Origin of the sequence: Solibacillus sp. FSL R7-0668 (genome assembly GCF_038006205.1) — a bacterium.
GTDB lineage: Bacteria > Bacillota > Bacilli > Bacillales_A > Planococcaceae > Solibacillus.
In genome coordinates, this window is record NZ_JBBOUU010000001.1 from 954,104 (window position 1) to 972,323 (window position 18,220).

Annotated in this window: 16 protein-coding genes and 1 pseudogene; 16 read left to right on the forward strand and 1 reads right to left on the reverse strand. The window is 40.2% G+C overall.

Annotation, left to right across the window (positions count from 1 at the left end; translation table 11 throughout):
* Position 1 precedes the first annotated feature (1 nt).
* The 10 genes from MKX47_RS04385 (at position 2) to MKX47_RS04430 (ending at position 10,956) form a co-directional block, all read left to right on the forward strand.
* Positions 2-775 (forward strand): dihydroorotate dehydrogenase electron transfer subunit, encoded by a 774-nt coding sequence (locus tag MKX47_RS04385; RefSeq protein ID WP_340771546.1) that lies wholly within the window; start codon positions 2-4, stop codon positions 773-775.
* Positions 772-1,683 carry a dihydroorotate dehydrogenase gene (locus MKX47_RS04390; RefSeq protein ID WP_340771547.1) on the forward strand — a complete coding sequence of 304 codons (912 nt, stop codon included), beginning with the start codon at positions 772-774 and terminating at the stop codon, positions 1,681-1,683. Before MKX47_RS04385 ends, MKX47_RS04390 begins: the two co-directional genes overlap by 4 nt.
* Entirely contained in the window at positions 1,683-2,393 is a 711-nt protein-coding gene (pyrF, locus tag MKX47_RS04395; protein ID WP_340771548.1) for an orotidine-5'-phosphate decarboxylase, read from the forward strand. The genes MKX47_RS04390 and pyrF overlap by 1 nt, the downstream gene beginning before the upstream one ends.
* Before the next feature lies 1 nt (position 2,394).
* Positions 2,395-3,027 carry an orotate phosphoribosyltransferase gene (pyrE, locus tag MKX47_RS04400; protein ID WP_340771550.1) on the forward strand — a complete coding sequence of 211 codons (633 nt, stop codon included), beginning with the start codon at positions 2,395-2,397 and terminating at the stop codon, positions 3,025-3,027.
* A gap of 454 nt (positions 3,028-3,481) precedes the next feature.
* Entirely contained in the window at positions 3,482-4,495 is a 1,014-nt protein-coding gene (locus tag MKX47_RS04405) for an ABC transporter ATP-binding protein (protein ID WP_340771552.1), read from the forward strand.
* Complete coding sequence (locus tag MKX47_RS04410; protein WP_340771553.1) at positions 4,492-5,439, forward strand: ATP-binding cassette domain-containing protein; 948 nt, start codon at positions 4,492-4,494, stop codon at positions 5,437-5,439. The genes MKX47_RS04405 and MKX47_RS04410 overlap by 4 nt, the downstream gene beginning before the upstream one ends.
* A gap of 1 nt (position 5,440) precedes the next feature.
* Positions 5,441-6,403, forward strand: a complete 963-nt coding sequence (gene opp4B / locus MKX47_RS04415) for an oligopeptide ABC transporter permease (RefSeq protein ID WP_340771554.1) — start codon at positions 5,441-5,443, stop codon at positions 6,401-6,403.
* Between the two features lie 36 nt (positions 6,404-6,439).
* Entirely contained in the window at positions 6,440-7,351 is a 912-nt protein-coding gene (locus MKX47_RS04420; RefSeq protein WP_340771555.1) for an ABC transporter permease, read from the forward strand.
* Between the two features lie 17 nt (positions 7,352-7,368).
* Entirely contained in the window at positions 7,369-9,207 is a 1,839-nt protein-coding gene (locus tag MKX47_RS04425; protein WP_340771556.1) for an oligopeptide ABC transporter substrate-binding protein, read from the forward strand.
* 246 nt (positions 9,208-9,453) lie between these two features.
* Complete coding sequence (locus MKX47_RS04430) at positions 9,454-10,956, forward strand: succinate CoA transferase (RefSeq protein WP_340771558.1); 1,503 nt, start codon at positions 9,454-9,456, stop codon at positions 10,954-10,956.
* A 41-nt stretch (positions 10,957-10,997) separates the two neighbouring features.
* Here MKX47_RS04430 and MKX47_RS04435 read toward each other — a convergent pair whose 3' ends face one another.
* Positions 10,998-12,680 (reverse strand): Rqc2 family fibronectin-binding protein, encoded by a 1,683-nt coding sequence (locus tag MKX47_RS04435; protein ID WP_340771559.1) that lies wholly within the window; start codon positions 12,678-12,680, stop codon positions 10,998-11,000.
* A 236-nt stretch (positions 12,681-12,916) separates the two neighbouring features.
* Here MKX47_RS04435 and MKX47_RS04440 point away from each other — a divergent pair, with 236 nt between their 5' ends.
* The 6 genes and pseudogenes from MKX47_RS04440 (at position 12,917) to def (ending at position 18,219) form a co-directional block, all read left to right on the forward strand.
* Positions 12,917-13,792 (forward strand): YicC/YloC family endoribonuclease, encoded by an 876-nt coding sequence (locus MKX47_RS04440; protein WP_340771561.1) that lies wholly within the window; start codon positions 12,917-12,919, stop codon positions 13,790-13,792.
* 15 nt (positions 13,793-13,807) lie between these two features.
* A complete protein-coding gene (gene gmk / locus MKX47_RS04445) occupies positions 13,808-14,425 on the forward strand; it encodes a guanylate kinase (protein ID WP_340771562.1) in 618 nt (205 codons plus the stop codon).
* Between the two features lie 4 nt (positions 14,426-14,429).
* Complete coding sequence (gene rpoZ, locus MKX47_RS04450) at positions 14,430-14,654, forward strand: DNA-directed RNA polymerase subunit omega (protein ID WP_340771564.1); 225 nt, start codon at positions 14,430-14,432, stop codon at positions 14,652-14,654.
* Positions 14,655-14,733: 79 nt separating this feature from the next.
* Positions 14,734-15,279, forward strand: a pseudogene (coaBC, locus tag MKX47_RS04455) (bifunctional phosphopantothenoylcysteine decarboxylase/phosphopantothenate--cysteine ligase CoaBC); the annotation flags it as partial.
* A 14-nt stretch (positions 15,280-15,293) separates the two neighbouring features.
* Entirely contained in the window at positions 15,294-17,702 is a 2,409-nt protein-coding gene (gene priA / locus MKX47_RS04460) for a primosomal protein N' (protein WP_340771565.1), read from the forward strand.
* A gap of 25 nt (positions 17,703-17,727) precedes the next feature.
* Positions 17,728-18,219, forward strand: coding sequence for a peptide deformylase (gene def, locus MKX47_RS04465; RefSeq protein WP_340771566.1), 492 nt, complete (start codon positions 17,728-17,730; stop codon positions 18,217-18,219).
* Position 18,220: the final 1 nt, after the last annotated feature.

Genomic DNA, 18,220 nt, shown 5'->3' on the forward strand with positions numbered 1-18,220 from the left:
TATGATGCGTCAAGAGAAAATGACAGTAGTTGCGCAGGCACAAATTGCGACGAACATTTTCGAATTGACACTACAAGGACAACTGGTTCAGGACATGACGCCTGGCCAGTTTGTTCATGTAAAAGTGTCGGATACATTCGAGCCTTTATTACGTCGTCCAATTAGTATCGCCAATGTCGATAAGGAAAAAAATGAATTTACAATGATTTACCGAGCGGAAGGGCGCGGTACGAAGTTTTTAGCAACAAATCGTGAAGGTCAAATCGTGGATGTACTTGGCCCACTCGGTAACGGCTTCCCGGTTGAAGCGGCACAGCCGGGTCAAACCGCATTATTAGTAGGCGGTGGAATTGGTGTACCGCCATTACATGAGCTATCAAAACAGTTGAATGCGCGCGGTGTGAAAACAATCCACGTACTAGGCTTCCAATCTGAGGATGTATGCTTCTATGAAGACCAGTTCACAGCACTTGGGGACACATACTATGCAACAGTGGATGGATCAAAAGGAACAAAGGGCTTTGTCACAACGGTGTTTGATGAAGTAAAGCCAGAGTTCGACGTCTTTTATTCATGTGGTCCACTACCGATGCTACGTGCATTAGAAGGATACTATCCAGAAAAAGAAGGCTATTTATCATTTGAAGAGCGCATGGGCTGCGGCATTGGTGCTTGCTTTGCCTGTGTTTGTGATACGACAGATAAAATTGAAAAAGATTACGTCAAAGTGTGCTCAGACGGGCCCGTATTCCCGAAAGGAGTTGTGGCATTATGAGCCGTTTAAACTTACAATTACCAGGATTAGAACTGAAAAATCCAATCATGCCAGCTTCAGGCTGCTTCGGATTTGGTCGCGAGTATGCGCAGCTTTATGATCTATCAAAGCTTGGCGCCATTATGATTAAAGCAACAACTGTTGAAACACGCAAAGGGAATCCAACACCACGTGTCGCAGAAACATCAGCAGGAATGTTAAATGCAATCGGCTTACAAAACCCTGGAATCGATAAAGTAATGGGCGAGGAGCTAAAGTTTTTAGAAGGCTATGATGTGCCGATTATTGCCAATGTTGCCGGAACAGAAGTAGCCGATTATGTTGAAGTTGCAGCACGTATTTCAAAAGCACCGAACGTGAAAGCATTAGAATTAAATATCTCTTGCCCGAACGTAAAATGTGGGGGCATTCAATTTGGTACCGACCCAGAAACGGCAAAAGAGCTTACAGCAGCTGTAAAAGCAGCCTCAAGTGTGCCGGTTTATGTAAAATTATCACCAAATGTCACGAATATTGTCGATATTGCAAAAGCAGTTGAAGCAGGTGGCGCGGACGGAATTACGATGATTAATACCCTTGTTGGCATGCGTTTAGATGAGCGTACAGGGAAACCAGTGATTGCCAATGGGACAGGTGGATTATCAGGTCCGGCAATTAAACCAGTAGCCATTCGTATGGTTTACGACGTGTATAAAGCGGTCAATATCCCGATTATTGGTATGGGCGGTGTTACTTGCGCACAAGACGTCATTGATTTCATGTCTGCAGGTGCTTCAGCGGTTGCGGTTGGGACTGCCAACTTTGTCGATCACTTCGTATGTCCAACGATTATTGACGAATTGCCAAATACATTAGACGCATTAGGGGTTACGCATATTTCAGAAATTATCGGAAGGAGCCATCACTAATGTTAAATACAAAACCGATTATTGCTTTAGACTTTCCTGGGGAACAGGATGTCATGAACTTTTTAGCGCAATTTGATGAGAAGTTATTCGTTAAAATTGGGATGGAGTTATATATGCAGGAAGGTCCATCAATCGTAGAGAAAGTCAAAGAACAAGGGCATGATATTTTCCTTGATTTAAAATTACATGATATTCCAAATACAGTGAAATCGGCAATGAAGGGCTTAGCTCGCTTAGGTGTAGATTTAGTCAACGTACATGCTGCAGGTGGACGACCAATGATGGAGGGCGCGCTTGAAGGCTTAGAGGCAGGAACGCCAGCGGGTAAATCACGTGCTGCGTTAATTGCGGTTACACAATTAACATCAACAACAGAGCAGCAAATGCAACAAGAGCAAAAAATTGCGTTAACGCTTAATGAATCGGTTTTACATTATGCACAGTTAACGAAACAGGCCGGTCTTAATGGGGTTGTGTGCTCTGTACATGAAGCAAATGCGATTCGTGAAATTTGCGGAGAAGACTTTTTACGTGTCACACCGGGTATTCGTATGCTGGGTGGAGAAGCGCATGATCAAAAGCGTATTGCAACGCCAGATGGAGCCAAAAAAGATGGCTCATCATTAATTGTTGTAGGGCGTGCGATTACAGGTGCACCTAACCCTGTTACTGCATATAAAGAAGTTTGTAAATTATGGGAGGCAAAATAAAATGTCATTACAAAAAGAAATTGCACATGCTATGTTACAAGTAGGAGCTGTTGAATTAAACCCAACGGATCTTTTCACATGGGCTTCAGGAATTCAATCACCAATTTATTGTGATACACGATTAACGATTTCGGATCCAAAAATCCGTAAGCAATTAGCAAGTGGTCTAGCATCTTTAATTCAAGAAAATTTTGCAGAGTGTGAGGTTGTAGCGGGTACAGCAACAGCTGGTATACCACATGCAGCTTGGGTGTCGGATATTTTAGAATTACCAATGGTATATGTGCGTTCAAAGGCAAAGGAACATGGCCGTGGGAACCAAATCGAAGGGAAATATGCAGCTGGTCAAAAGGTTGTAGTAGTTGAAGATATTGTTTCGACAGGTGGTTCTTCGATTACAGCGGTAGAAGCATTGCGCGCAGCAGGCTGTGAAGTACTTGGTGTTGTATGTGTATACACGTACAATTTACCAAAAGCAGAAGAAGCCTTTGAAGCTGCGGGCGTGAAATATGTTTCATTAACAAATTTTGATTATTTAATTGAAGCAGCAAATGAATCTGGTACCATTTCAGAAAATCAAATTCCTTTCCTAAAAAATTGGCATAAAGATTTAAAAGAAGGTAAATTAAACTAAATAAATATTAAAAATATTCAAAAACGTGTGAAGTATAAAAAAATATACTTTACACGTTTTTATTATAGTTATATAATTCCCTTATAAAAATATTCAGTTTTTTTAAAACTGAAGTTTAATATTTTAACTCGATTTTAAACTTTCTTGAAAAAATGCTAGTTGATTTTATTCACTTAATTGAGCAAAACTGCGTATTTAAGCCTAATTTTTAGATTAAATTATCGGAAAATTTAAATTTTAAAGAATAGTTTGCTATTAGTGAGAGAAAAATGTTAAATTAGAATAGTTAGAAAGTTTAATGATTGACATTAAAAAAGATTTATGGATAATTTATATTTAGAAACCATAATTTACATATTATTCATAAAATTGAGTTTGAGCTTTAGAGAAGTCTAAATAATAGATCGAGATTAGCAGAGTTGGTTAGGTGAATAAAGAAAGGAGCGATTATTTAATGTCTACGACGAATGAATTATTAACAATTCGTAATTTACGTACGAGCTTCAGAATTAAAGATACTTACTATCCAGCAGTAGACAATGTTTCATTAACGCTTCGCAAAAATGAGATTTTGGCTATCGTGGGAGAATCTGGTTGTGGCAAAAGTACGTTAGCGACATCGATTGTTGGTTTACACAATTCGATTTCAACAAAAGTGGAAGGCGAAATTTTATACAACAATCAAAACTTAGTAAATTTAACGGAAGACCAATTTAACAAACTACGAGGAAATGATATCGGTTTCATTTTCCAAGATCCGTTATCAGCATTAAACCCATTAATGCGCATCGGTGAGCAAATTGAGGAAGGGTTAGTTTATCATACGAAACTAACGAAGCAAGAACGTGGGAAACGCGTACTCGAGTTATTAGATCAGGTAGGTATTCCGCATGTAGAACGCGTTGCTCGTCAATTCCCTCACCAATTATCTGGTGGTATGCGTCAACGTGTCATGATTGCCATAGCTTTATCGGGTAAGCCAGCAATCATCATTGCCGATGAACCAACAACAGCACTTGACGTAACGATTCAAGCACAAATTTTAGATTTACTAAAATCGCTCCAAGATGAAATTCAATCAGGCATTATTTTAATTACGCATGACTTAGGGGTCGTTGCTGAAGTAGCGGACCGAGTAGCTGTAATGTATGCTGGCCAAGTAATCGAGGAAGCACCGGTAGTAGAATTATTTAGAAATCCGAAGCATCCATATACAAGATCATTACTGAATTCGATTCCGCAATCCCATAGTGAAAGTGAGAAATTAGAAGTCATTAAAGGTATGGTTCCTTCGTTAACGAAATTAGATCGTGAAGGGTGTCGCTTTTCACCACGTATTCCGTGGATTCCAGCATCAGCACATGAAGCAAACCCACAGCTTCATGAAATTGCACCGGGGCATCTTGTACGCTGCACTTGCTGGAAAGAATTCCACTTTGAGGATGAGGAAGGGAGCATAAATCGATGAGTTTCATGCAAGTAAAAGATTTAAAGGTTCACTATCCTATCCGAGGTGGCTTTTTCAATACAGTAGTTGACCATGTATACGCTGTTGACGGTGTCACAATGGAATTTGAACGTGGTAAAACATACGGTTTAGTTGGAGAGTCTGGTTCAGGTAAATCGACAACAGGTAAAGCGATTATTGGTTTAGAGAAAATTACAAATGGTAGCATCATTTATGAAGGACAAGATGTAACGAACTCTCGCCGTAAACGTGATTCAGCTTATAACCGCGATATCCAAATGATTTTCCAAGATTCACATTCTAGTATGAATCCGCGTAAACGTGTATTAGATATTTTAGCAGAGCCAATTCGTAACTTTATGAAATTGTCTCCGCAAGAAGAGCGTAAACGCATTAATGAATTACTGGCGATTGTCGGGATGTCTGAAGAGGTATTATTAAAATATCCACATGAATTCTCTGGTGGTCAAAAGCAACGATTAGGGATTGCGCGTGCCGTAGCATGTAATCCGAAAATGATTATTGCCGATGAGCCAGTATCGGCACTTGATTTATCCGTTCAAGCACAAGTTTTAAACTTTATGAAGGATATTCAAGAGCAATATGGAATTAGTTACTTATTCATCTCACATGATTTAGGGGTAGTGCGTCATATGTGTGACCACATTTCAATCATGTATAAAGGTCGATTTGTTGAAACGGGTAAACGTGAAGATATTTACGATAATCCACAGCATATTTATACGAACCGTCTCTTATCTGCTATACCTGATATTGAGCCAGAAACACGAATTGAGCGTAAATTAGAGCGCCAAAAGGTGGAGGCGGCTTATCGTGAAGAGCAGCATAAATATTATGATAAGGATGGCAAAGTATATCCTTTAAAAGCAGTTTCAGATACGCATAAAGTAGCCATGTCTGAAAATGAAAAGGAGCGTGTCTAGTATGTGGAAAACAATCGTCCGTCGTGTGTTAATCATGATTCCGCAGCTATTTATTTTAAGTCTCCTAATCTTCATATTAGCGAAGCAAATGCCTGGGGATCCATTTACAGGTTTAATTACACCGGAAACGGACCCGAACGTAATTGAAGAATTACGTATTAAAGCGGGATTCTATGATCCGTGGTATGTACAGTACTACAACTGGATTGCCAATGCAGCACAAGGCGACTTTGGTCAGTCTTATACATTTAAAAAACCGGTTGCAGATATTATTGGTGACCGTGCAATGAACACGCTATTACTATCATTACTTAGTGTTATTTTCTTATATGCATTAGCAATTCCACTAGGTGTATTAGCGGGACGTTACCAAGATTCGTTTTTAGATAAATCAATCGTACTATACAGCTTTATTTCTTATGCGATTCCGACGTTCGTATTATCATTAATCTTTGTTTATGTTTTTGGTTATCGTTTAATGTGGTTCCCAACAAATGGTACGGTTGATGTTGGTGTCGACCCAGGGACTTTAGAATATTACTGGAATAGATTCTATCATTTACTATTGCCCGCAGGAACTTACGCATTATTAGGTACGACAGGCGTTATCCAATATTTACGTACAGAAATTATCGATTCAAAAACGATGGATTACGTAAAAACAGCTCGTAGTAAAGGGATTCCGATGAAGAAAGTGTACTCACGTCATATCTTCCGTAACTCATTGTTACCAATTGCAGCCTTTTTAGGATTCACAATTACTGGATTACTTGGTGGCTCGATTTTCATCGAAACGGTATTCGCCTATCCGGGTATGGGGAAATTATTTATCGAATCAATTTCTGCCCGTGACTATAGTGTAATTACAGCATTAGTAATGTTATATGGCTTCTTAGCATTATTAGGTAGTCTATTATCCGATATTATTTTAAGTATTGTCGATCCGCGAATTCGCATAGACTAATTAATTAATAATGACTAAGGAGAGGTGATTTTAATCATGGAAAATAAAAAAGATCAAACTGTAGAAAAATTAGAATCTCAAAGCTCTCCGCCAACTGGTATTCAAGTTATTTTGCGAGAGTTTAAGAAGGATAAATTAGCACTAGGCTCATTTATATTCATCGTATTATTAATGGTAGCCGTTCTAGTATTATCATTTGTGATTGATCAAGCAGCTGTAATGAAAATTCAATTATTAGAGCGTTTCACTGAGCCGGGAGTTAATGGTTATGTACTCGGGGCTGATGAGGCTGGACGAGATATGTTTGGTCAGTTAATCATCGGTGCGAAAAACTCCATTTTAATTGCGGTGGCCATTACAATTATTGCAAACTTTGTAGGGATTGCCCTTGGGATTATCATGGGCTATTATGGTGGATTTATCGATAACTTCTTCATGCGTATTATTGATTTCTTCATCACATTACCAACAACAATGATCATTATCGTAGTTGTAACAATCATTCCGTCATATGGCATTATGGATTTGATTTTTATTATCGCAGCATTTCAATGGATGGGGACGGCCCGACTTGTGCGTTCAAAAGCGCTGTCGGAAGCACGTCGTGACTATATTAGTGCCTCTAAAACAATGGGTACAAGTGATTTCGCGATCATGTTTAAAGGGCTATTACCAAACTTAAGTTCTCTACTAATCGTTGAAGTGACACTTAGCTTCGCGGGTAACGTAGGGATTGAAACAGGTCTTTCATTCTTAGGTTTCGGATTACCACCATCAACACCAAGTTTAGGAACTTTAGTAAGTTATGCCATGAACCCGATTATTTTATCGAGTAAATGGTGGGTATGGTTGCCTGCATCGATCTTAATTTTAGTGATGATGCTTGGTATAAATTATGTCGGTCAAGCGTTACGACGTGCAGCTGACGCAAAACAACGTTTAGGATAAAAAGGGAGGAAAAACGAATGATGAAAAAGAAAGGCTTAATGCTTACAACAGTATTCGCATCTGCTTTAGCACTTGCTGCATGTGGTGGAGACGACAAAGAGACAACAGAAAAACCTACAGGTGGTACTACTGACACAGGTACTGAAGAAAACACAACGGACAAAGGCGGTTCTACTGCTGAATCACCAACATTACCAATGAGTGTTGAAAATGAAGGGGAAGCAATCGATGGTGGTACATTACAATTCGCTTTAGTAACAGATTCTCCATTCTCGGGCGTTTTATTAGCTGAATTATATGAAAACGCATATGATGCAGATGTTATGGACTTCATGACAAACTCAATTTTCGATACAGATGGTGACTTCTTAATCACAGATGAAGGTATCGCAAAATTAGATGTTGATGCGGATAATAACAAAGTAACCGTAACAATCCAACATGATGTGAAGTGGTCTGATGGTACACCATTAACTGCTGATGACATCATTTATTCTTATGAAATCATTGGTCACAAAGATTATACGGGTATCCGTTATGATGGCGACTTCCAAAACATCATCGGTGCTAAGGAATATAAAGCAGGTACTGCAGATTCAATCTCTGGTATTAAAAAAATCGATGATAAAACAGTAGAAATCTCAATGACAAAAGTATCACCAGCAATTTATTCTGGTGGTGACGGTTTATGGGGCTATGCTGCACCTAAACATCAATTAAAGGATATTCCAGTTAAGGATTTAATTTCTTCTGAAGCAGTTCGTAAAAATCCTGTAACTTTAGGGCCATTCAAATTAGATAAATTAGTAGATGGTGAGTCTGTACAGTATGTTGCCAATGAAAACTACTGGAGAGGCGCTCCAAAATTAGATAAAGTCGTATTACAAGTAGTACCATCTACTTCAATTGGTGAAGCATTACGTACAGGTCAATATGATATGGTATCTTCTTACCAAACAACGCAATACGACGGGATTAAAGATTTAGAAAACATTTCAATTTTAGCGCGTCCTGAATTAGCATACTCTTACCTTGGCTTCAAAGTAGGTAAATGGGATTCTGCTGCAGGCGATACTGGCTTAAACGTAACTGACGAAAATGCAAAAATGAATAATAAACAATTACGTCAAGCAATCGCTTATGCGATGGACGTTGAATCGGTAACAGAGAAGTTCTACCAAGGCTTACGTTCTCGTGCAACTTCTTTAATTCCACCAGCATTCTCGACATTCCATGACAACACGTTATCTGGGTATAACTATGATCCAGAAAAAGCAAAAGCTTTATTAGATGAAGCTGGCTATAAAGACGTTGATGGTGATGGCATTCGTGAAGACGCAAAAGGTGAGAAATTCTCAATCAAGATGGCAGGTATGTCTGGTTCAGATACAGACGAAGCAATCGTAGAATACTACCGTCAAAACTGGAAAGAGGTAGGCTTAGATGTACAGTTAACAACTGGCCGTTTAATCGAGTTCAACAGCTTCTACGATAAAGTAAAAGCAGATGATCCAGAAATCGATATGTTCATGGCTGCTTGGGGTACTGGTACAAACCCATCTCCACTTGGCTTATACGGTGAAGCATCTGCATTCAACTATAGCCGTTATGTAACACCAGAATTACAAACATTATTAGCTGCAATCGATTCGAAAGATGCGATTGACCCAGCTGTACGTGCGGATGCATTCCGTGCTTGGGAAGAGTATATGTTCGACGAAGCAACAACAGTTCCAACATACTTCCGTACAGAAATCTTACCAGTCAACAAGCGTGTTAAAAACTTTGACGCTTCGTATGATGGTGGTACGAAATGGCATGAAATTGAGTTAACAGCTGACGCACCAATTAAATAATATGTGAACATCGAAACCACCTAGGTTGATCTTAGGTGGTTTTTTTCTGTTAATTGCTTTCTATTATTATCCGATTTTAGAATGTTGTAACTTTATTTTCTCTCTAAAGAAGGTATTTTCTCTATTGATGTAGAATATTGTTATGTCTACAAAAATGATACGTACATACAAGTTATTTCGTTTTTGAGGCAGTGCTCTAAGTTGGGAGTATACATCACAAAGGGAATAATAAAGGAGGAAAATGGAATGGATGCGACATTAAATGCAAGAATTCGTCACAGCGGGCTAGAGGGGAAAATTGTATCAGCTGAAACAGCAGCTTCATGGATTCAAGATGGTATGATTGTTGGGATGAGTGGCTTTACACGTGCAGGGGATGCAAAAACCGTGCCATTAGCGCTTGTTGAAAAGGCAAAGCAAGAAAAATTCCAAATTGATGTTTATACAGGGGCATCACTTGGACCAGAAGTGGACCAATTAATGGCCGAAGCAGGTATTATTCGCAAGCGTGCACCTTATCAAGGCGATGCAGCAATCCGAAAATTAATTAATACTGGACAAGTATTGTATTCTGATATGCATTTATCACATAATGCTGAATTATTTCGTCAAGGCATTCTTGGACCAATTGATTTCGCGATTGTCGAAGCGACTGCAATTACCGAGGATGGCATGATTATTCCAACAACTTCAATTGGAAATACGCCAATTATTGTGCAAATGGCAAAGGAAGTCATTATCGAATTAAACCCAGAACAGCCGAATTTAGAAGGCATTCATGATATTTATTTACCAGGACCACAGGGCGAGCGTGATCCAATCCCATTATTAACAGCAAGTGATCGTATTGGTACGACAGGGATTCCGGTCGATATCAATAAAATTAAGGGCATTGTTCATTCAACGATTAAGGATGCGCCGTCATTAATTGTGCAGCCCGATGAAGAAACAGAGCAAATCGCACAGCATTTATTAACGTTTTTACGTGATGAAATTAAAGCTGGACGCTTACCGAAAAACTTATTACCTTTACAGTCAGGGGTAGGTTCCGTAGCCAATGCGGTATTGAACGGCTTCTTAAATTCAGAGTTTGAAGAGCTAGAAATTTATTCAGAAGTGTTACAAGATGCGGTATTCCATTTACTTGATGCCAACAAAGTAAAAATCGCTTCTGGTACTTCGATAACATTAAGTGAAGAGTGTGGCAATAAAGTTTATGGCAATATCGATCATTATAAGGACCGTTTAGTATTGCGCCCGCAAGAAATTTCAAACCACCCTGAAGTAATTCGTCGTATCGGTATTATTGCGATTAATACAGCACTTGAAGTGGATATTTATGGTAATGTGAACTCAACACATGTCAATGGAACACATATGATGAACGGGTTAGGCGGTTCAGGAGATTTCACGCGTAATGCACGTATCGGAATTTTTGTCACAAAATCCTATGCAAAAGGTGGCGATATTTCTTCTATCGTGCCAATGGTTGCCCATCATGACCATACAGAGCATGATGTTGATGTTATTGCGACAGAGCAGGGGATTGCGGATTTACGCGGAATGGCTCCCAAAGAGCGCGTAAAAGCTATTATCGAAAACTGTGTGCATCCAGACTTTAAAGAAGCGTTGTGGGAGTATTACAATAGCGCGGTTGAAAAAACAGGAAATGCCCATACGCCACATGATTTAGAAAAAGCATTGTCGTGGCATGTAAACTACCAAAAAAATAAAACGATGAAGCAATAAGGGAACGAGCGCACTCAATGGAACTGAGTGCGCTCGTTTTATTACTTTTTAAGCTGCATGACAACGGCTTCATCAGGTGTGACAAATAGAGTTTTTTGTTCAAAATAAATGACAAATCCAGGTTTTGAACCATTGGGCTTTTTCACATGACGGATTTCTGTGTAGTCTACTGGAACAGAGGCCGATTCACGAGCCTTACTGAAATAGGCACTTAACATCGCTGCTTCATTGAGTGTTGTCTCATCCGGATTTTCGGAATGGATGACAACATGGGAGCCAGGAATATCCTTTGTGTGGAGCCAAATTTCGTTGCGCTTGCCGATTTTAAATGTTAAATAATCATTTTGCTTATTGTTTTTCCCGACCGAAATGGCTGTACCGGTAGAAGAAATAAACTTTTCAGGCTCAGGCTTTGTCGGTTTCTTTTTGCGTTTTGCATGGCGTAAACGGAGTAGCCCCTGCTCTGCAAGTTCTTCACGAATTTCTTCAATATCAGCTGGAGAGGCTTGTTGTACTTGCTGCGCGAGCATTTCTAAATAGTTGATATCATCCGTTGTTTTTGCCTGCTGCTCTTCAATCATGATAAGGGCTGTTTTGGCTTTATTGTATTTCGTATAGTAGCTTTGCGCATTTTCAATCGGTGTTTTACGCGGGCTAATCGGAATACGTACTTTTTCGGCTGTTTCACTGTAATAGTTTTCGACATCTACATATTCCGCGCCCTTTGCAAAATTGTAAAGATTGGCCATTAGGAGTTCCCCATACAGTTGGTATTGCTCTAAATTTTGTGCGCGTTCGAAATCCTTTTGTAATTTCTTTTGTTTCAGCTTTAATTTATTTAACTCGTTTTGTAGCCAACGCTCTAAATCACCCGCCTGTTGTTTGACACGGTCACGCGCTGCACGTGCAAAGAAGACACGATCGAGCAGTTCGCCTAGTGTATTGTAATGTGTCACTGTGCCCTGTAGATGCGTTAGATGGGTTGGGGAGAAGTAGCTTTTGCCGTCTTGCTCCACATATGTTGGTTGAGCGGTTGTGACGATTTCATTCATCAATTGGCGCACAGCTGTCACAGGCGCTTCTGTCGTTAAGCGATGTAAAAGCTCGTTGGCATGTAATGGTGAAAAGCCAGCGAATTTTTCAATTAGCTCCTTTGCTGTTAGCTGTTGCGTAAATGTTTGGTTTAGTTCTTCATCGGATAAACTCGTTAATGATAATTTGTCCTGCTTAGGTGGCTCAATATACGTTTGGCCGGGCAATACCGTACGATAGCTATTTACCGATGGCGGTAGATGCTTCAAGCTATCAATAATCGTATGAGTCTCGGCATCAATTAATAGGAGGTTACTATGACGCCCCATAATTTCAATCACAAGCTTGCGTTTTACTGCATCCCCGATTTCGTTTTTACTGTCGATATCAAATGTAATAACACGCTCAAAGCCTTGCTGTGTGATGTCCGAAATAAAGCCACCCTCGATATGCTTACGTAAGAGCATGCAAAACATCGGAGGGTCTGCTGGGTTTTCGATTGTTTGCTCGGTCATGTGTACGCGAGAATAAGAAGGATGAATCGAAAATAATAGTTTTTTATTTGCCCCAGCAGCGCGGATTTGTAAGACTACTTCAAGCGCGTTTGGTTGGTAAATTTTGGTGATACGTCCAGATATGAGTGTTTGTAATTCTTTGCTTATTGAACGTGTAAATAATCCGTCAAATGCCATTATTGATTCCTCTTTCGTTTCGTTAAATTCATTGTGTATTTATCATACCATTTTTTAGCGTCCATGCTGTAACTATAAGAAGTGTCAATTCTTTTCGGTGCAAAATTGAAATGGACTGAAAAATACCATTTTCTCTCTATTCATGCAAAATGTATGGATGATATATAATCGATAACGAAAAGTGAAAGAACATATGCTATAATTGTTTCAATATGCAAAGAAGGATGTGACGAACCTTGGTACGTAGTATGACCGGTTTCGGCAGGGGGGTCACAACAACGAAAAGCTTTCAACTAACGGTTGAAATTCGTGCTGTGAATCATCGTTTTTTAGAGTTGAACACTAAGTTTCCGAAAGAATGGATGGAAGCGGAAGTACTTGCAAAAAAAATGTTGTCGGATGCAGTTTCTCGTGGGAAAATAGATGTTATCGTTTTTCTAAAAGAACTTAAGGATGCCGAGCAAACAATTCAAATAAATTGGTCGCTACTGAATGCCTTTTTACGCGCAAAAGAGGAGCTGGCACAGTCCGTTGCAATGGAAGAGAAATGGACAATGCAAGAAATCGTTAGCCTCGAGCAAGTGCTTCAAATTGAAAAGCTGGAACTTGAACAAGCGCAAATTATAGAAGCTGTGCAATCTGCATTAACAGAGGCCATTTCCAACTTACTTGCGATGCGAGAGCGTGAAGGCAAGCAATTACAACAAGTAATGCTCCAATATAAAACGGAGCTAGAAATGGAAATTGCCCAAATTCGGACGCATGCACCAGCGGCGGTAGTGAAATATCGTGAACGTTTAACTAATCGTTTACAAGAGCTTGCAAGTGGGCAAATAATAGAAGAACGATTATTAACGGAAGTGGCGATTTTCGCAGAGCGTATTGACATTACAGAAGAGCTGGATCGTCTTGAGAGCCATTTTGGTCAATTAGTCGAAACATTAAATGAAGCAAATGCAATCGGTCGGAAATTAGACTTCATCATGCAAGAGATGAATCGTGAAATCAACACAATCGGTTCAAAAAATCAGTCGACGGTTTGTTCTGCAGCAGTTGTCCAAGCAAAAACCATTTTAGAAAAAATGCGAGAACAAGTTCAAAATATTGAATAATAAAAGGAGTTACATATGAATAAGCAACGTGGATTATTAATTGTTTTATCTGGTCCATCAGGCGTTGGTAAGGGAACAGTTCGTAAAGAGCTATTTTCTCAGCCTGACACAAATTACGAATATTCGATTTCCATGACAACGCGAAATCCTCGCGAAGGTGAAGTAGATGGTGTAGACTATTTCTTTAGAACACGTGAGGATTTCGAAGCGTTAATTGAACAAGGAGGGTTACTCGAACATGCCGAGTTTGTTGGCAATTATTACGGTACACCACTAGCTTATGTTCAAGAAACATTAGAGGCAGGTCGTGACGTATTTTTAGAAATAGAAGTACAAGGTGCGGCACAAATTCGTGAAAAGGCACCAGAAGCGTTGTTTATCTTTTTAGCACCACCAAGCATTACCGAGCTAGAGCAGCGTTTAGTTGGCCGCGGTACAGAGACAGAAGACGTCATCGCGCGCCGTATTGCAACTGCTCGTGAAGAAGTAGAAATGATGTCGCTTTATGATTATGTTGTCGAAAATGACCAAGTTCAAAATGCATGTGATAAAATTAATGCTATCATAGTAGCGGAACACTGCCGTCGTGAACGTGTAGAAAAACGCTACTTGTCAATGTTGAGAGGAGAATAAAACTATGTTATACCCATCAGTAGATAAATTAAAAAAACAAATCGATTCTAAATACTCATTAGTGAGCTTAGCATCCAAGCGTGCGCGTCAAATGCAAGAAGAAGGCGGCGAACAGTTAGACAAATACGTTTCGTACAAACCAGTAGGGAAAGCGTTAGAAGAAGTGGCGGCTGGTAAATTACGCAAAGTACAGCAAGATGCTTCAACAGTTTACGAAGACGAAATCTAACGAACAATCCAAATATGTTTGAGTTGAAGCTCCCTTAGAATCTTTCTTTGGGAGCTTATCCTTTGAAAGGGCGGTTATGATGATGAAAAAAAACAATGTTTTATTGTGCGTTTCAGGGGGCATTGCCGTTTATAAAGCAGTGGCACTCGTGAGTAAATTATCGCAAGCTGGGTTGAACGTAAAGGTAATCATGACCGAATCGGCTCGGAAATTCGTGACACCACTCAGCTTTCAAGTGATGTCAAAAAATGATGTGTTTTTTGATACATTCGATGAAAAAGACTCGAATGTAATTGCGCATATCGATTTAGCGGATTGGGCGGATTTAATGATTGTAGCACCAGCGACTGCCAATATGATTGCAAAAATGGCGCACGGGATGGCGGATGATATGGTAACAACGACCTTGCTTGCGACAACGGCACCTGTTTGGGTCGCACCTGCTATGAATGTGCATATGTATGAGCATCCAGCAGTGTTACGAAATATTCAGCAGCTACATGAAGATGGCATTCGCTTTATCGAACCGTCTGAAGGATTTTTAGCATGTGGCTATGTCGGTAAAGGGCGCTTAGAGGAGCCGGAAAAAATTACTGCGCTCGTTGTGCAGCATTTTAATGAGCAACGAAGTGATGGGCAATGAAGTTTGCACAAGTCATTGTCGATGTATCGGCCTACCCGGTAGATCGCCCATTTGATTATGCTATTCCAACTGAGTGGGAAGAACTGATTGATATTGGCTGTCGAGTAAAAGTGCCATTCGGACCGCGTAATGTCCTTGGCTTTGTGGTCGGTCTTTCGGAGCAATCGGACGTACCCGTGGAAAAAATGAAAGCAATTGCCCAAATATTGGACATTGAAGCCATTTTAACGCCGGAAATGCTTGAGTTAGCAAAATGGCTCAAACATCAAACTATTTGCTACGAAATTGATGCCTTACAAGTCATGTTACCAGGAGCGCTGCGTGCCAAGTATGAAAAGTATGCGCTCTTACAAGGTGATGTTACACAATTAGCGCCGTCCTTACAGCCGTTTTTTGAAAAAACAGCAAAAGTCAATGTCACACAATTTGAAAAGGCAGATTTATTAAAGCCTTTAAAATATGCGGTGAAAGATGGAATGATTGTCATTGAAAATGAGGTAAAGCAAAAGGGACGAGTCAAGCAAGTCCGTAAAGTGCAAATTGCTTCTAATGAGCAATTAGAAAGCGTTCAACAACAAATGGGTAAGCGTTCAGCAAAGCAACTCACGCTCATTGAATGGATGAAATCTTATGCGGGTGCCATTTTAATGCCCGACATGATTTGTGAAGCGGCAAACGTATCAATGGCGGTGTTAAAGGGTGTCATCGACAAGGGTGCAGCACAGTTCATTCAAGAGGAAGTGTACCGCGATCCGTATACGAAAGAGATTGTGCACACAGACTTTTTACAATTAACAGAGGAACAGCACCAAGCATTAGCAAAAATCAAACAGGCGATGGATGAGAAGCGTCAGGAAACCTTTTTACTGCACGGCGTTACGGGTAGTGGGAAAACTGAAATTTATTTACAGGCGATTCAACGTGCTATTGCAGACGAGAAAGAAGCCATTGTCCTTGTACCTGAAATATCATTGACCCCACAAATGACTGAGCGCTTTAAGTCACGCTTTGGTGATGAGGTTGCGGTGATGCATAGTGGCTTGTCGGTCGGTGAAAAATACGATGAATGGCGTAAAGTGCAGCAGGGCAAAGTAAAGGTCGTTGTTGGTGCGCGTTCAGCTATTTTTGCCCCGTTTAAAAATTTAGGGCTAATCATTTTAGATGAGGAGCATGAATCGACCTATAAGCAAGAAGATTCACCACGCTATCATGCACGGGATGTGGCCATTTGGCGTGGCAATTATTACAATTGTCCCGTTATTCTAGGCAGTGCCACACCGGCATTAGAATCCTTTGCGCGTGCGAAAAAAGGGGTTTATACGTTATTAACCTTGCAAAATCGTGCCAAAAAACAAGCGTTACCAACTGTACACATTGTTGATATGCGCGAGCAATTACAGGCGGGCAATCGTTCGATGTTTTCAGAGCCATTAATGGAGGCATTACAAGCGAGACTTGAACACGGTGAGCAAACGGTATTATTTTTAAATCGCCGTGGTTATTCGTCCTTTGTCCTTTGCAGGGATTGCGGTACAAGCGTGCAATGTCCCAACTGCGATATTTCCCTCACGTATCACCGCTATCAAGAAAAATTGAAGTGTCATTACTGTGGACATGAGGAGTACATCCCGCAAACTTGTCCGGAATGCCAAAGTGAAAATATTCGCTATTTTGGAACGGGGACGCAAAAAGTCGAAGAGGAAATTTTTAAGTTGTTCCCACAGGCACGTGTACTACGAATGGATGTCGATACAACGAAGCAAAAAGGCTCCCATGAAAAAATGCTCGATGCGTTTGGACGTGGCGAGGCTGATATATTACTGGGCACGCAAATGATTGCCAAAGGGCTAGATTTCCCCAATATTACGTTAGTTGGCGTATTAAGTGCCGATACAAGCTTGCATTTACCAGATTATCGCGCGGCAGAAAAGACCTTTCAGCTGATGACACAAGTAAGTGGACGTGCAGGGCGCCATGAAAAGCCGGGGGAAGTATTTATCCAAACGTACACACCGGAGCATTATGCGATTGAATTATCAAAAGAACAGCTATACACACCGTTTTATGAACGCGAAATGCATGCGCGTCATCTGGCAGGGTATCCACCCTATTATTATTTAGCGCTTGTGCAAGTTTCGCATGAGGATGTTGTGATGGCTGCGGAATATGCGGGGCGTGTGGCGGAATACTTGCGTTCGAATTTGTCCTTTCAAGTTTCGGTTATTGGTCCAACGACGGCTAGTATCGCTCGTCTCCAAAATAGATATCGCTATCAATGTTTGATAAAATATAAAGTAGAGCCTAATTTAATTCCTACATTATTGCAGCTTATTAAGTTGTATCGTTCGGAGTGGATTAAAAAAGGTATTGTGTTAACGATTGATTTAGATCCACAGATGATCTAATGCATATAGAAAGAGGTAAAACATTATGGCGATTAAAGAAGTTATAAAAAATCCGGCAGCGGTATTAAATACGCGAACAAAAGAAGTTGAAGTAATCGATGAAACGATTATTGAATTATTAGATGATTTGTATGAAACGATGGTTGAACATGACGGTGTCGGCATTGCGGCGCCACAAATTAATGTCGGCTTGCGTGTTGCCATTGTTGAGCTCGGAGAAGACATTTTAGAAATGATCAATCCTGAAGTTATCGAAACACGTGGTGAAGAAGAAGATGTAGAAGGTTGCTTAAGCTTCCCTGACCTTTTTGGAATGGTCAAACGCCCAACGTATGTAAAAATCGAGGCAGCCGATCGTGAAGGCCGTATTTACGAATTAGAAGCTGAAGATTTCGAAGCGCGTTGCATTTTACACGAAATCGATCATTTAGATGGTGTATTATTTGATTCGAAAATGACACGCGTATTAACAGAACAAGAGTTAGAAGAGCTATACGCTGACGCTGAGGAGGAATAAT